The following is a 15,998-nucleotide window of genomic DNA, read 5'->3' on the forward strand; positions in this document are numbered from 1 at the left end:
CGAGGATGATGTCGGCACACTGACCTCCTCACCGCATGAGCGCCACGCGTTACCGACTGCTGGATCTTTCCATCGACGCGATGCGCCAGCGCGTGACGCGCGATGGCGCGACGCTCGATGTCCAGGGACTCTCGTTTCAGTTGCTCGCGTGCCTGCTGCAGCACGGCGTGGACGTGGTGGATTTCGACACGCTGATCGCCGAAGTCTGGGCGCCCGCCGTGGTCAACGAGGAAACCGTCACGCAGCACGTGAAATTGCTGCGCCAGGCGCTGGGCGATGACGGCCGCGCACCGCGCTACATCCGCTCCGTGCGAGGGCGCGGCTACCAGTTGTGCGATATGCCGGTGGTCGAGGAAACAGATGCACCGGCAGCGACTCGCGTGCCACGGCGATGGATCGCGCTCGCCATTGGCGTGCTCCTGCTCGCGGCGGCTGGCATCGCCTGGTGGCTCATGCCCCAGCGCATCCACAAACCCTCCGCCACGCAGGAGGTGGTGCAGCGCGCGAGCTATTACGCCGGCATCGGCCAGCGCGACAACAACGAACGCGCCATCGCGCTCTATCAGCAAGCGCTCGCCTCGACGCCCCAGAATGCCGATGCGCGGATCGGCCTGAGCCGCGCGTACAGTGCGCGCGTCTGCCTCTACAATTTTCCCTACCAGTGGGCGCAGCAAGCGCAGACGCTGGCCGACGACGCCGTTGCTGGCGAACCTTCCCGCGCTTCCGCCTGGTCGGCACTGGGCTATGCACGCGACTGCCTGGGCGACATCGATGCCGCCATCGCGGCCTACGAAAAGGCCCTGGCACTGGACGCGGGTGATGACGCCACGCGCGCCTCCGTCGCCTACCTCTATCAGGAGCGCGGACGCATCGACGAGGCGCTCCATGCCAACCTGGACATGCGCGGCGACGCTACGCGCGTGCGCTTCCGCGAAGTGCAGATTGCCCGTGAGATGGCCTTGCTTGGTTTCGACGACGCTGCCGAAGCACGTCTCGCGCGCAGCTTCCAGCTTTATCCCGACAATGTGTTTTCCAACATCGCCTGGCCGCGTCACCTGTTTCTGCACGGTCGCCTGGTGGAGGCGCAGCAGGCACTGGACGAAGCGCTGACGCGCAACACACCGCATGTGGAGCTGTACGTGCTGCAGGGTGAACTCGCGCTGCTGCGCAACGATCGCGATGCGGCGCTTGCCGCCTTCGTGCACGCCCGGCAACTTCGCCCGCAAATGGGTTTGCCGGGTACGCTTGAAGGGCTTTATGGCAAGGACGCGCCCAGCGCCAGCTGGCTTGCCGCGCGCGTCGATGCGGTGCGTGACGAAGCTTCACGCCATACGCTGTATCCCGGCGAATGGCTCGAACTGGCGATGCTGCTGCAGGCGCAAGACCAGCGCGATGCCGCCATCGATGCCGTGCAGACCGCCGTGAGGCAGGGCTATAGCGATGCGGCTTATCTGCAGCTGTCGCCGCTGCTCAAGTCGTTGTCGTCCGATCCGCGCTACGCGGCGGCAATCGCCGTGATCAACCGCCGCGTGGCCGAACAGCGCCAGCGCGTGCTGGCAGCGACATGGTGTCCGCCCGAATTGAAAGGCGCGTCGCGCTAGGGCAACGCCTTCAACACATAGTCGCGAAAGATCTGCTGCGACTGCTGATGCGCGTTGCGCTGGTTATAAGCGGTGCTGGTGATCACGGCGACCAGTTGCTGGGACGGCATCACCAACACATAGTTGCCGCCGTTGCCGGACATGGCCCATGCCACCTGCTCCGTGCCGTGCACGGGGAAACGGAAGCACCACCACAGGTAACCGTAGTCGGCGTCCTCGCGCGCCTGCGCATGGGGGGTGAGCATCTGCTTGATCCAGGCTGCAGAGATCACCTGGCGCCCGCCCCAGCGTCCACCGTCGAGCGCCAGTTCGCCGAGCTTGGCCAGGTCGCGGCTGCGATAGCGCGTGCCACCGCCACCCATGCCGATGCCTAGCGGTGACTGGTTCCACTGCACCGCGGTGATGCCCAGCGGTTTTTCCAGCGTGTCCGCGGCGAACGCGGCGAGGCCTCGATGCGCGGCGCGCTCCACCACCGCCCCGGCCGTAAATGCGCCGGCCGTGCAGTAAGAGAACGAGCGCCCGTACGGACTGTCCTTCGGTTTCGGCATCCACGGCGCAAAGCCCTTGATGGGCAGGTCGAGCGCAAACTGCAGCCAGTCCTCGGTGACGTACATCCGCTCCTCGTTGCCGCTTGAGAACTCGTTGTCGTCATTGCACTCCCACAAGGAACTCATGGTGAGCAGGTCTTCGAGCGTGATGGCCGACTTGCGCGTGTCCGGATGCTGCAGCGGCTGCTTGTCGGGGAAGAAGTCGTACACGCGCGCCTGCACGTTGGCGATCAGGCCGCGATCGATGGCTGCACCAACCAGCAGGGCCGTCACGCTCTTGCTGGCGGAACGCACGTCGTTGAGCCGCGCGGCATCGCTGCCGTTGAAATAACCCTCGTAGACCAGCTTGCCGTGCTGGGCGACGACGACGCTGGTGATGCCCTTGACGCTGCCGTCGTTGAGCTTCGCTTCCATCGCAGCCAGGGACGCCAAGTCCCAATGGGCAGTGCGGGCATCGCCAACTGCCCAGCCATCACCGCGGGCGACGGGCGGCTGATAGTCGGCGCAGGCGAGAGAAGGCACCGCCAGCATCAGCGCCAGCAGCCATCGGTGAGAACGATTGGACATGGGTGAGCTCCGTGGGAAAACAGAGCCCAGCCCAACAGGTCACCGAATGAAGCGCCTGAAATGCGTATGAAGAATTCTGAAAGCGCACAGCCGTGCGCTTTTCCGCCGTTGTGCGGTCAGGCGCTGAGCCGCTCCGGCACCGCCGCCATCACCGGCTTCTTGTGCTTGCCCGGCTCGCTGGTCTGCTCGAACACCTCGCGCACCCATTCGATAAAGGCCTGCACGCGAGCGGACAGGTGTTTCTTCTGCGGGTAGACGATCCACACGGGTTTGCCGGTGGAGGTGGTGTCGGTCATCACCAGCTCGAGCTTGCCGAAGTCGAGCATGCAGGCGGCGATGACATGCGGCGCCTGGGTGATGCCCAGCCCCGCGACTACCGCCTGGATCACCGACTCGGCATCGTTGATCAGCAGGTGCGCGTCGATGTCCACGGCGACCTGGCCGCTGGGCGTCTCGAACTGCCACTGGCGCGGGCGGCCGTTGGGCAGGATGTAGTTGATGCAGCGGTGATCCTTCAGATCCTCGATGCTCTGCGGCGCGCCATGCTTCACCAGGTAGTCCGGCGAGGCGATCATCACATTGCGCAGATAGCCGATCTTGCGGGCGATCAGGCTGGAATCTTCCAGCGGCCCGACCCGGACAGCGCAATCGATGCCTTCCTCATTGAGGTCGTAGGGGTAATCGCACATCGACAGCTCAAGACGGATGTCCGGATAGCGCTGTTCGAATTCCGCCAGCCTGGGGATGATCACGGTGCGGCCCACGGCGGCCGGCACGCCGATGCGCAGCTTGCCGGTCGGCTTGCGCTGGGCATAGCCCAGGGCCTCGGTGGCCTCGGTCAGATCGGCCAGGATCTCCTTGCAACGTGCATGGAACGAGGCCCCATCGTCGGTCAAACGCAGCGAACGCGTGGACCGGAACAACAGCCGGGCACCCAGCTGTTCTTCCAGTCGCGACACCGCACGGCTGACGCCGGAGGGGGTCATGCCCAGTTGGGCGGCGGCCGCGGCAAAGCTCTTGGCTTCGACGACGCGGACAAAGGCAGAGATTGCGGCAAAGTCTTCCATAGGCTGGATTTTCACCCCATTCGTGACTGGGAGTCACTATTGCATTGCATCAAAAACCATTTATTGAACCAGATAGTACACCTAATCTTCCGCTCCTGATCGTCGGGGTACCCCCACGTCGACGAGTTCATTCCGGGAGCGCAACATGAAAAACCGATGGATCCTCGCCATTCTTGCCCTCGCCGTGGTGGGCGGCAGCTGGGCCCTGCTGGGCCATAGCGCCGACAGCCACGCCCAGGCCGGCCCGCCGCCCGCACCCGCCGTCACCGTGTCCCAGGTTCTGGTCCGCCCGGTGGACGATGCCGACGAATTCACCGGCCGGCTGCAGGCGGTCGACACCATCCAGCTGCGGCCCCGCGTCAGCGGATATGTGGACTCGGTGCACTTCAGGGAAGGGGCGATCGTGCGAAAAGGCGATCTTCTTTTCCGCATCGATCCGCGTCCCTATCAGGCTGAAGTGGACCGCCTGAGCGCCAACCTCGGCCAGGCCAAGGCTGAGCAGGTGCTGGCCCAGTCCAATGGCGAGCGTGCCCAGCGCCTGCTCGACCAGCATGCGATCTCCAAGGAAGAGGCCGACCGCCAGCAGACCACGGCACAGAGCGCCAAGGCCCAGGTGGCCTCCACCACCGCTGCACTGGACGCCGCCAAGCTCAACCTCAGCTTCACCGAAGTGCGCGCGCCGATCGACGGTCGCGTCAGCAATGCCCTGGTGACGCCCGGCAACCTGGTGACCAGCAACGACGTGCTGACCAGCGTGGTGAGCGTCAATCCGATCTATGCGTACTTTGACGTCGACGAGCACAGCTATCTGAAATTCGATCGCCAGCGTCGCGAACATGGCGCCGCGCCGCAGATCTCGATGGCGCTCGCCGATGAAAAAGGGTTTCCCCACACGGGCCGCGTGGACTTTGTCGACAACCAGCTACGCGCCGGCAGCGGCACCATCCGCCTGCGCGCCGTGTTCGACAATGCCGACGCGGGCTACACGCCCGGCCTCTACGTCCGCATCCAGCTCCGCAGCGACAGCCGCCAGCCGCGTGCGCTGGTCGATGACCGCGCCGTCGGCGCCGACCTTGGCAACAAGTACGTGTACGTGGTCGACAAGGACCGCAAAGTCGAATACCGCCGCGTCGTCACCGGCCCGCTACTGGACGGCCTGCGCGTGGTTACCGAAGGTCTGGACGCCAAGGACACCGTGATCGTCTCGGGCATCCAGCATGTGCGTCCGGGCGTGGAAGTGAACCCGACCAAGGTGGCCATGGAGACGCGCAGTCTGGATCCGAGCAAGCAGATTGCGATGGCCGGCAGCGCTTCTGGCAAGAACGCGGCGCAACAGAAGTAACGCTCTATAGCTCGTCATTCCTGCGAGGCGCTTCTCAACAGCCGAAGGCTGGTCAAGCAGGGATGACGGGTCAGGACACCCGTAAGCAAGAAACGAACGCCCTCGCTCTCTTGAGCCGAGGGCCAGGGACGCTTTGTCTTCGCATCACGCAGGCAAAGCGCCGGAAGTCCCCGCCTCGCGCGGGCATTGGTGCCAGCGAGCAACCAGGACGAATGCAATGAAAATCGCACAATTCTTCGTGGACAGGCCGATTCTGGCCGGCGTCCTCTCCGTGCTGATCCTCATCGCGGGCAGCATTTCGCTGTTCAAGCTGCCGATCAGCGAATACCCCGAAGTCGTACCGCCTACCGTGGTGGTGCGTGCTTCCTATCCCGGCGCCAACCCCAAGGTGATCGCCGAAACCGTCGCCACGCCGCTGGAAGAACAGATCAATGGCGTGGAAGGCATGCTGTACACCAGCTCGCAGTCCACCAGCGACGGCGCGATGACGCTGACCGTCACCTTTGCGCTGGGCACGGACCTGGACAACGCCCAGGTGCAGGTGCAGAACCGCGTCGCGCAGGCGCAGCCGCGTCTGCCTGAGGAAGTGCAGCGTCTTGGCGTGACCACGCAGAAGAGCTCGCCCGACCTGACCATGGTGGTGCATCTGATCTCGCCCGATCAGCGCTACGACATGCTGTATCTGTCGAACTATGCGCGCCTGCACATCAAGGATCAGCTCGCCCGCCTCGATGGCGTCGGCGACGTGCAGATCTTCGGTGCCGGCGAATACAGCATGCGTGTGTGGCTCGACCCGCAGCGACTGGCCTCGCGCCAGCTCACCACGGGCGACGTGGTGCATGCGATCCAGGAGCAGAACATCACCGTGGCCGCTGGCGCGCTGAATGCACCGCCGGGCCCGACCAACTCTGCCTTCCAGCTCAACATCAACACGCAGGGCCGACTGATCACCGAGGAAGACTTCCTCAACATCATCGTGCGCAAAGATGCCGATGGCTCGTTCACGCATCTGCGCGACGTGGCCCGCGTGGAGCTGGGTTCAAACAACTACGCGCTGCGCAGCCTGCTCAACAACCAGCCGGCCGTGGCGTTGCCGATCTTCCAGCGCCCGGGTTCCAACGCCATCCAGATCTCCGATGAAGTCCGCGGCCTGATGGCGGATCTGAAGAAGGATTTCCCGCAGGGCGTGGATTACCAGATCGTCTACGACCCGACCGTGTTCGTGCGTGGTTCGATCGAAGCGGTGGTGCATACGCTGTTCGAAGCTATCGCGCTCGTCGTGCTGGTGGTAATCCTGTTCCTGCAGACGTGGCGTGCTTCGATCATCCCGCTGGTCGCCGTGCCGGTGTCGTTGATTGGTACGTTTGCGGTGATGTTGATGGCGGGCTTCTCGCTCAACGCGCTGTCGCTGTTCGGCCTGGTGCTGGCGATCGGCATCGTGGTGGATGACGCCATCGTGGTGGTGGAGAACGTCGAACGACATATCGAGCACGGCCTGTCGCCAAAGGAAGCGACGCGCAAGGCGATGAACGAAGTAACCGGACCCATCGTGGCCACGGCGCTGGTGCTGTGCGCGGTGTTCGTGCCGGCAGCCTTCATCAGTGGCCTGACCGGTCAGTTCTATCGCCAGTTCGCGCTGACCATTGCGATTTCGACCGTCATCTCCGCCTTCAATTCGCTCACCCTCAGCCCGGCGCTTGCTGCCTTGCTGCTGAAGGATCGCGATGCGCCGAAGGACAAGCTGAGCCTGCTGATCGATCGCGCCTTCGGCTGGCTGTTCCGTCCGTTCAACCGCTTGTTCATCAGCAGTGCGAACCGTTACGTGGGTGGCGTCAAGCGCATCCTGCGTTCGGGTTCGATTGCGCTGATCATCTACGGTGGCCTGGTGTTGCTCGGCCTGTTTGGCTTCGCCCACGTGCCGACGGGTTTCGTGCCGCCGCAGGACAAGCAGTACCTGGTGTCGTTCGCGCAGTTGCCGGATGCCGCCTCGCTCGACCGTTCGGAAGACGTGATCCGTCGCATGAGCGACATCGCGCTCAAGCAACCGGGCGTGGAAAGCGCCGTGGCGTTCCCGGGCCTGTCGATCAACGGTTTCACCAACAGCACCAACTCCGGCATCGTGTTCGTGACGCTCAAGCCGTTCGAGGAACGTCGCGATGCATCGCTGTCGGCCGGTGCGATCACCGCTGCCCTGCAGCAGAAGTATGCGGGCATCCAGGACGCTTACATCGCGATCTTCCCGCCGCCGCCGGTGAACGGCCTGGGCACGATCGGTGGTTTCCGCCTGCAGGTGGAAGATCGTTCCGATGCGGGCTTTGAGGAGTTGTACAAGCAGACGCAGAACCTGATCCAGGCAAGCACCAAGGTGCCGACGCTGGCAGGCCTGTTCTCAAGCTATCAAGTGAGCGTGCCGCAGATCGACGCGGACGTGGACCGCGAGAAGGCCAAGGCCGAAGGCGTGGATCTGGCTGATGTGTACCAGACCATGCAGGCTTACCTCGGCTCGCTCTACGTCAACGACTTCAACCGCTTCGGTCGCACCTATCAAGTGAACGTGTCCGCCGAGCCGGGCTTCCGTCACGAGCCGCAGGACATCCTGGGCCTGAAGACGCGCAGTTCGACTGGCGAGATGATCCCGCTGGGTTCGTTCCTTACGGTGAATCAGACCGTGGGCCCGGATCGCGTGCAGCACTACAACGGTTATCCGACGGCCGAGATCAACGGTGGTCCGGCGCCGGGCTTCAGCAGCGGTCAGGCCCAGGCGGCGATTGAAAAGCTGGCCAAGGACAACCTGCCCAACGGCATGACGTTCGAGTGGACCGAGCTGACTTATCAGCAGATCCTCGCCGGCAATACCGCCGTACTCGTGTTCCCCTTGTGCGTGCTGCTGGTGTTCCTGGTGCTGGCCTCGCTGTACGAAAGCCTGTTGCTGCCGCTGGCGGTGATCCTGATCGTGCCGATGGTGCTGCTGTCTGCGATCTCCGGTGTGTGGATGACCGGTGGCGACAACAACATCTTCACCCAGATCGGCTTGATCGTGCTGGTGGGCCTGGCGTGCAAGAACGCGATCCTGATCGTGGAGTTTGCCCGCGAAGCGCAGATCCTCGAAGGCATGGACCGCACGCAGGCGGTGTTGGAGGCAGCTCGCCTGCGACTGCGCCCGATCCTGATGACCTCGTTCGCTTTCATCATGGGCGTGGTGCCGCTGGTGACCTCGCACGGTGCGGGTGCGGAGATGCGTCATGCGATGGGCGTGGCGGTATTCGCCGGCATGCTTGGCGTCACCTTCTTCGGCCTGATCTTTACGCCGCTGTTCTATGTGCTGGTGCGCGGCTGGGGCGAACGCAACAGCGAACGCCGCCGCGCTCGCAAGGCCGCGCGCCTTGCGCAGTCCGGCAACCTTATCGAGGAGCGTTGATATGTCCTTCTTCAAGAACCTCAAAGCCTCACTGCTCCCTCTCCCCACGCGGGAGAGGGGCCAGCGGAGCGACACGCTAGAGTCGGGCGTCGGCCACATGGATTTCGCACTGGTCGATGACTGCGCCTGCGAACCCGTATCGCGCCGCAACACCGCCAAGAAAGTCACCGCCATCGCCGCCGCCATCATGCTGTCCGGCTGCGTGAGTGTTGGCCCCGACTACCATGCGCCCCAGGAAAAGCCGGTGGCCCTGCAAGGCGTCAATGCGCAGGAATCCACCCAGACCTTCCAGGCCCAATGGTGGAAGCAGTTCAACGACCCCACGCTGGAAGCACTGATCCAGCGCGCGGCGGCGAACAGCCCCGACCTGAAGATCGCCTATGCGCGCCTGCGTGAATCGCGCGCCTTGCTCGGCGTGGCGAAGTCGCAGCAGATTCCCGACGTGGAAACCGTCGCCAACTATTCGCGAGCCCGCGAACAGCAGCCGGGTTTCACCGACCAGCGCACCACCATCACCAGCTACCAGGCCGGCTTCGATGCCAGCTGGGAGATCGACTTGTTCGGTGGCGTGCGTCGCTCGGTGGAAGCCGCGCGTGCCGACGCCGGCGCAAGCGAAGCATCGTTGCAGGATGCGCAGGTGACGTTGTTCGCGGAAGTCGCGCGCTACTACTTCGATCTGCGTGGCGTGCAACTGCGCATCGACGTGGCCAATCGCGACATCGAGAACCAGCGCGAATCGCTGCGCCTGATCCATGCCCGTTCCGATATCGGCACGGGTTCGGAGCAGGATGTGGCGAGCGCCACCGCGCGACTGAACTTCGTCGAAGCGCAGCTGCCCACCCTGCAGACCCTGGCCCAGAACGACACCTCGCGTCTTGCCGTGCTGCTGGGCGAGCGTCCGGGCGAGCTGGATATCGATGTCTCGCCGAAGGGCTTCAAGCCGATCGACGTGGCACTGGATATCGGCAACGCGGGTGACGTGCTGCAACGCCGTCCGGACATCCGCATCGCCGAGCGCGAACTGGCCGCCGCCAATGCGCGCATCGGCGTGGCCAAGGCGGATTACTACCCGCATATCCAGCTGGGCGGTTTCCTCGGCTTTCTTGCTGGCCGCAGCAACGACTTCGGCGGGGCGCAATCACGCGCCTGGTCGATCGCGCCGAGCATCACCTGGTCGGGCCTCAATGTGCAGCGCGTGCGTTCCAACGTGAAGGCCAGCGAGGCGCGTTCCGATGCCGCGCTGGCGAGCTATCAGCGCACCGTGCTGCAGGCGGTGGAAGATGTGGACAACGCCATCGTCGGTTACAACCTGCAGCGCGAGCGCGTGCTCAAGCTGCAGGATCAGGTGACCAATAGCCGCCACGCGGCCGACCTCGCGCGCATCCGCTACAACGAAGGTGCTGCCGACTTCCTGCTGTTGCTCGATGCCGAGCGCACTCAGCTGGAAGCGGAGGACTCGCTGGCCGATGCGCAGGCCGCCATCAATCTGCGCGCCGTGTCGGTGTACAAGGCGCTTGGCGGTGGCTGGCAGGCCTGCGCCAGCGAGCGTTGCGACCAGCTGGCCGCGACGCCATGAACGCGGTGGCGTTTCCGGGGAGGCCTTCACGACGTCGCGCGGCGACGGCCGACCCGGAGCCGTCACAGCGCGTGGCGCTGATCAGCGGCGCCAATCGCGGGCTGGGTTTTGAGATCTCGCGCCAGCTCGCCGCCGAAGGCGTCACCGTGTTGCTGGGTGCACGCCGTCCACTGGCTGGCGAAAAGGCAGCACGACAATTGCGGCGCGAAGGCGGCACGGTGGTATCCGTGCCGCTGGATGTCACCTCGCTGGAGTGCGTGCGCGAACTGGCCGCGCGCATCGAGGGCGAATATGGCCGGCTGGATATCCTGATCAACAACGCCGGCGCGTATTTCGATGTGGACAATCAGGCATCGTCGGTCGACCTCAGCCTGGTCCGGCAGGCGTTGGAAACCAACCTGATCGGCGCCTGGCAATTGACCGAGGCCATGCTTCCGCTGATGCAGCGGCATGGCTACGGGCGCATCGTGAACGTCTCCAGCGGCTGCGGCGCCAACGACAGCGACGGCGCGAGTTGTCCCGCCTATCGCGTGTCCAAGGCCGCGCTCAACAGCCACACGCGCATGCTCGCCGCGGAACTCGCCGGCAGCGGCATCCTGGTGAACGCCGTATGCCCCGGCTGGGTCGCCACCGATATGGGCGGCCACGGTGGACGCCCCGTCGCCGATGGCGCCGCGGGGATCGTCTGGGCCGCCATGCTGCCCTCGCGCCCGGCCGTCAACGGCGGCTTCTTTCGCGACAGACAGCGCATCGACTGGTAGCGCATCCCACCGGTAGTCCATGGCGAGAGACCGCTCGTGGCTCCCACCACGCCGGTCGTCACAAATGCGGCGACGCCATGCCGTGATCGCTCTAGTTTGTGCGTGCTGAAGGGCTCCGGTTGGCCCGGGAGTTCGCACCATGTGGCAACAGATGATATGCGTCGTGCTGTTGGCGATCTGGCCGTTGCTGCCATCTTCATCGATCGAGCCATCGGCGGCCGCGCCGACTGTGTTTGTTCCCGGCGGCGACCTGCATGCCTCCGATGACGCCTCACCGGCCTTCACACCGGACGGCAACACGGTCTATTTCATGCGCGGAACCGACCATGGCGCCACGGTGATGGCGTCGCACCGCGTCGACGGACACTGGTCGACGCCAGCGGTCGCTTCCTTTTCCGGCCAATGGCGCGACGGTGACCCGGCGATAGCGCCGGACGGTTCGTTTTTGTTGTTCGCCTCCAACCGGCCCGCCACGAAGGACGGGCAAGCCCTCGACGCCATCCGCAAAGGCCAGCGTCTGGTCGGCCAGGGCATGAACCTGTGGCGCGTCGATCGCAAAGGCGACGGCTGGAGCGAACCCGTGCGCTTGCCCGACGCCGTCAATACCTGCACCAGCACGTTCGCGCCCAGCATCGCGGCGGACAACAGCGTCTATTACATCGGCTGTGCACCCGATGGTGTGCTGCGTCCGCTGCGCGCGGCGTACGAGCACGGTCAGTACCAGGCATCTTATGTGGTGGCGGTGGGCGACAAGGACGCGCAGATCCGCGATGTCGCCATTGCCCCCGATCGTTCGTTCATGGTCTTCAGCATCAAGCACGAACCCTCGCAGCCGTATCGGCTGGCGATTGCCTTTCACACCGACGACAACTGGAGCACGCCGCAGGACCTGGGCGACGCGGTGAACGGCGGCACGCACAATATGGGCTCTCAGCTGGGCTGCGACCATCGCACGCTGTATTTCTCCAGCGATCGCGCCCTGCCCGCCTCGCTTTCAGGGAAAACGTCGAGCGCCAACGCGGACCATATCTGGCGCGTCTCGCTCGCTCCCTGGCTGGCCAGACTGGGCGATCGCCTGGTGGCGGCCGCTGCAGCCTGCATGGCAAGTTGAGCGAGGCCGCACTAACGATGTCTTCAGGCACTGTTGCCGTACATTACGGGCGTCCAGACTGGGGGAGTTCACTGCAGCGGCTCGTGCCTGCGAGGTTCCGGTGTCCGACCTGATGACTGCGCCACGCTGGAAGATCTGGGCGCTCGTGTTCGTCTTCTGGACCCTGCTGGGCCTGTCCTACACGGCCAGCTCGGTGATCTCCATGATCAGCGAGGGCGAGGTGTTCACCTGGACCCGCCCATTCACCTGGAACCTCACCAACGCCTATCTGTGGATGTTGCTCACGCCCGTCGTGGCGTGGCTGGGCAGCATCGGCGGCCACGGTGGCTGGCGTCGCTTCTGGGCAGTGCACCTGCCCGCCAGCATCCTGCTCGCGGCGCTGCAGGTGATGCTGGTGCTGGCCATCTACTGGACGCTGTGCGGGCCGCCCCTCTCGCGACCGAACATCAGCTTCAGTGCGTTCTCGCGCATGCAGTTCGCCTATAACTTCCATCTCAGCTGGCTTACTTACGGCGTGATCCTGGTGGTGTTGCGCGCCATCGATTCACAGCGCCGGCTGCGCGACGAACGCCTGCGCAACTCGCAGCTTGAAACGCAGCTGGTGCAATCGCAGCTGCAGACCTTGCGCGTGCAACTGCAGCCGCACTTCCTGTTCAACACGCTCAACGCCATTTCGGCGCTGGCATTGGCCAACCCGGTGCAGGCGCGGCAGATGATCGCGCGACTGAGTGATTTTCTTCGCCTCACCCTGGAAGAGCGGCACGCGCAACAGGTACCGCTATCGCGTGAAGTGGAATTCCTCACCTGTTATCTCGGCATCCAGCAGGTGCGCTTCCAGGATCGTCTGAGCACCCACATCGATGTTTCCGCCGACACGCTGCGAGCGCTGGTGCCCAACATGATCCTGCAGCCGCTGGTGGAGAATGCGCTGCGCCACGGGCTGCTGGAGAAGACGGAGCGCGGCACGCTGCATATTTCCACGCGACGCGATGGCGACAATCTCCTGCTGCGCGTGGACGACGACGGCATCGGCCTGCCGCCCGACGGTCCCAAGGACGGGCTGGGCCTGGGCAATACGCGCACCCGGTTGGACATGCTGTTCGGCCAGGACGCCACCTTGGAACTGCAACGCAAGCCCGAAGGCGGCACACGGGTGGAACTGCGCTTTCCGTTCCGGGAGGCCGCATGACTACGCCGCCTATCCGCACCTTGATCGTCGACGACGAGGTCCTGGCACGGCTGGCCATCCGGCAGGCGCTGGCATCGCATGCGGATGTGACGATCGTGGGCGAGTGCGGCAACGCGAGCGAAGCGCGACAGGCGATCGAAGCGCTGGAACCGGACCTGATGTTCCTCGACATCCGCATGCCGGGCATGGATGGCTTCCGTCTGTTGCATGGACTCAAGCGCGACGGTCTGCCGATGGTGGTGTTTGCCACCGCGTACGGCCAGCACGCGCTGCGCGCCTTCGACGCCAATGCGATCGACTACGTGCTCAAGCCGATCGACCAGGAGCGTTTTGACCAGGCGATGATTCGCGTGCGGCGCCATTGGCAGGGCTTGCACGCTCTGCCCGTCCCGGTCGCGACTTCAGGTGCAGCGCAGGTGCCCGCATCGCCCTATCTGCAGCGGCTCAGTGTCCAGCATGGCGAGCATATCCGCGTGATTGCCGCCAGCGATATCGACTGGATCCGCGCCGACGGCAACTACGTGCATATCCATGCCGGCAGCGCGACCTATCTCCACCGCGAGTCGCTGCGCCACCTGCTTGCCGTGCTCGATCCGGCCTGCTTCCTGCGCATACACCGCGGCATCGTGGTGAACGTGGAACGCATACGCGAAGTGCATCCCCTGTTCCAGGGCAGCGCGGAAGTGGTGTTGCAGGACGGCACGCGGCTTAGCCTCAGCCGCCGCTTCCGCCTGCACGCACGTCGCGCCCTGGGTATGGCCTGACCGCCGACGCGCCTGCGTCGACCGCTCATCACGCCGCTCTGGCCGCCAGTCACAAACCTGCTGCAGCTCGCACACCTGTGCTCCATGGTGTGGCGGACCCACCGTCCCCTCTGCTGGAGCATCGTGCATGCCGTCGCAACTGTTCATCCCGGCCGGCCTGTTGGCCCTCGCCCTGATAGCCGCCAATGCCGGTGCGGGCGAGTTGGTCGGGCCAGGCGTGATCTCCACCGGCTTGCAGGAGACCTCGGCGGCCGTGAGTCCCGATGGCAAGACGCTGTATTTCATGCGCTCGGATTTTGCCGAGAAGGACGACACCATTCTTGTCACGCATCGGCGCGGCCAGGACTGGACCACACCCGAGGTCGTGTCGTTTTCCGGCCAATGGCACGATTCCGAGCCGGCGCTGTCACCGGATGGCAAGCGCCTTTACTTCGTCTCCAATCGGCCTGTGCATGATGGCGACGTGCCGGTGATGGCCGAAATGGGTGGCCAGACGTTTGCCGGCACCAACCTGTGGTACGTCGAACAACAGTCGGACGGCCGTTGGGGCAAGCCCGTCCATGTCGATGGCGCACTCAATGATGGCGCGATGATTTACAACCCTTCGGTCGCGTCCAATGGCGACATCTATTTTTCGGCTCATCGCGACGATTCGGGCAAGGCGTATCAAGTCTATGTGGCGCGACACACCGCCAACGGCTACGCGAAACCTGAGCGCGTGGCGTTGGGCGACCTGGAACACAATCGCATGGATCCTTGCGTCGATCCGGACCAGCGCTTCCTCATCTACGCTGGCAACGAAGGCGATTCGCTAGGCAGCGCGGACTTGTACATTGCCTTTCGCGAGCCCAATGGCCGCTGGGGCAAGCCGCTGCATCTGGCTGGCGACGTCAACAGCACCGCGCTGGAAAATGCGCCCTCGCTGGGCCGTCAATTCGGCGAGCTGTATGTTTCGAGCAGCCGCCAGAGCACGGTGAATTTTCCCAAGCCCAAGGACGATATCGCGTCGCTGCAGCAACGCCTGGGTGAACCGCTCAATGGTTCGCGCAACGTGTGGCTGTTCGACATCAGCGATGTGCTGAAGGCGCATGGCATCGATCAATGAGTCGTCGTCGATGCGGCTGGGATATCCGAGAACCATGCGCCGACGGCCTTGCGCACCAGCGCCAGCGACGCAGGATCGGCGGCCCATTGATGGGACATGCCGGCCAGCAGGCGACACTGCAGCCGCGATACCTGATCGCCATACAACGGCTTTAGCCCGGCGCACAGCGCCGACACCGCTTTCCCATCGAGCACCGCGTCGTTCGCACCTTGCAGGAACAGCAACGCGGGACGATGTCGTGCGATATCGGCGGTGTGCGCGGCCGCGTCGGTCTGGTGGGCCAGTTCGCGCGACGCGGGTGACCAGGTGTAGGTCTGCCTCGTCGCTTTCTCATAGGCCTGCACCGAATCGGTCAGACCCGTTGACGGGTTGAGCAGCACCGCGCCTTCGATCTTCACCCTGCCCTGCGACAACGCGTAGAGCGCTGCTGCGCCGCCGGCGGAGAAGCCGACCAGGCCAACCGCGCTGCCAGCCTTCATGCAGCCATGCTCGACCAAGGCCGCGACCACGTTCGACAGCTCATCCGCGGCGCCAGCGACCACGGGCTTGAACACTTCCAGGCCAAGATCCTCGCCCTGCCGCCGCGCGAGTTCCTTCATGCCACCAGACGGTGCTCGCGCGCCGAACAGAGGGAGGCCGAGGTAGATCTTCACCGCACCGACCTCGTCGAGCGGCAGCGCCTCCATCATGGCGCTCTCGCTGGCCGGTGGGCCGAAGCCGTGCCACAGGATGATCGGCGCTTTGTCGATATGCGTGGGGATGCGCACGATGGCGGGCACGCCATTGAGCGTCGTTTGCGCAACCGTCGGCGTGGCACGGCCTTGCGCCTCGCAACGATGAAGCCCGTCCGTCGACGTCGTCGCTGCCATCGCGGAACAGCTGCCCGCAAGTAGTAGCGCCATGGCGCCGAGTCGGACCGCGAACGAAACGTGCATGGCGCTTACCCGCG

The 15,998-nt window shown here is 64.7% G+C and carries 12 protein-coding genes; 9 read left to right on the top strand and 3 right to left on the bottom strand.

Annotation, left to right across the window (positions count from 1 at the left end):
• Positions 1-35 precede the first annotated feature (35 nt).
• Positions 36-1,601 carry a winged helix-turn-helix domain-containing protein gene (locus AC1DE1_RS16495; RefSeq protein WP_477179151.1) on the top strand — a complete coding sequence of 522 codons (1,566 nt, stop codon included), beginning with the start codon at positions 36-38 and terminating at the stop codon, positions 1,599-1,601.
• On the opposite strand, the gene AC1DE1_RS16500 is transcribed toward AC1DE1_RS16495, so the two are convergent.
• Together AC1DE1_RS16500 and AC1DE1_RS16505 are read right to left on the bottom strand one after the other, a co-directional pair.
• Positions 1,598-2,716: a serine hydrolase domain-containing protein gene (locus AC1DE1_RS16500; protein ID WP_441601763.1), complete on the bottom strand. Its 1,119-nt coding sequence runs from the start codon at positions 2,714-2,716 to the stop codon at positions 1,598-1,600. The two genes, AC1DE1_RS16495 and AC1DE1_RS16500, sit on opposite strands and share 4 nt — an antisense overlap.
• Positions 2,717-2,832: 116 nt before the next feature.
• Positions 2,833-3,783, bottom strand: a complete 951-nt coding sequence (locus AC1DE1_RS16505; protein ID WP_204634934.1) for a LysR family transcriptional regulator — start codon at positions 3,781-3,783, stop codon at positions 2,833-2,835.
• Positions 3,784-3,928: 145 nt separating this feature from the next.
• Between AC1DE1_RS16505 and AC1DE1_RS16510 the strand changes: the two genes are divergently transcribed.
• The 8 genes from AC1DE1_RS16510 (at position 3,929) to AC1DE1_RS16545 (ending at position 15,049) form a co-directional block, all read left to right on the top strand.
• The gene (locus tag AC1DE1_RS16510; protein WP_441601764.1) at positions 3,929-5,125 is read left to right on the top strand and encodes an efflux RND transporter periplasmic adaptor subunit; all 1,197 of its coding nucleotides are present in this window, start codon (positions 3,929-3,931) and stop codon (positions 5,123-5,125) included.
• A gap of 217 nt (positions 5,126-5,342) precedes the next feature.
• Positions 5,343-8,543, top strand: a complete 3,201-nt coding sequence (locus tag AC1DE1_RS16515; protein WP_441601765.1) for an efflux RND transporter permease subunit — start codon at positions 5,343-5,345, stop codon at positions 8,541-8,543.
• A gap of 97 nt (positions 8,544-8,640) precedes the next feature.
• The gene (locus AC1DE1_RS16520) at positions 8,641-10,119 is read left to right on the top strand and encodes an efflux transporter outer membrane subunit (protein WP_441601766.1); all 1,479 of its coding nucleotides are present in this window, start codon (positions 8,641-8,643) and stop codon (positions 10,117-10,119) included.
• 71 nt (positions 10,120-10,190) lie between these two features.
• Positions 10,191-10,880 carry an SDR family oxidoreductase gene (locus AC1DE1_RS16525; RefSeq protein WP_441601767.1) on the top strand — a complete coding sequence of 230 codons (690 nt, stop codon included), beginning with the start codon at positions 10,191-10,193 and terminating at the stop codon, positions 10,878-10,880.
• A 139-nt stretch (positions 10,881-11,019) separates the two neighbouring features.
• Positions 11,020-11,991 (top strand): TolB family protein, encoded by a 972-nt coding sequence (locus AC1DE1_RS16530; RefSeq protein WP_441601768.1) that lies wholly within the window; start codon positions 11,020-11,022, stop codon positions 11,989-11,991.
• Between the two features lie 112 nt (positions 11,992-12,103).
• Positions 12,104-13,180, top strand: coding sequence for a sensor histidine kinase (locus tag AC1DE1_RS16535; protein WP_441601769.1), 1,077 nt, complete (start codon positions 12,104-12,106; stop codon positions 13,178-13,180).
• The gene (locus AC1DE1_RS16540; protein ID WP_441601770.1) at positions 13,177-13,944 is read left to right on the top strand and encodes a LytR/AlgR family response regulator transcription factor; all 768 of its coding nucleotides are present in this window, start codon (positions 13,177-13,179) and stop codon (positions 13,942-13,944) included. Before AC1DE1_RS16535 ends, AC1DE1_RS16540 begins: the two co-directional genes overlap by 4 nt.
• A gap of 127 nt (positions 13,945-14,071) precedes the next feature.
• Positions 14,072-15,049 carry a hypothetical protein gene (locus tag AC1DE1_RS16545; RefSeq protein WP_477179152.1) on the top strand — a complete coding sequence of 326 codons (978 nt, stop codon included), beginning with the start codon at positions 14,072-14,074 and terminating at the stop codon, positions 15,047-15,049.
• Here AC1DE1_RS16545 and AC1DE1_RS16550 read toward each other — a convergent pair.
• Entirely contained in the window at positions 15,043-15,984 is a 942-nt protein-coding gene (locus tag AC1DE1_RS16550) for a prolyl oligopeptidase family serine peptidase (RefSeq protein WP_441611144.1), read from the bottom strand. The genes AC1DE1_RS16545 and AC1DE1_RS16550 overlap by 7 nt on opposite strands.
• Between the last annotated feature and the right edge of the window lie 14 nt (positions 15,985-15,998).

The organism is Dyella sp. 05T440, from assembly GCF_056395965.1.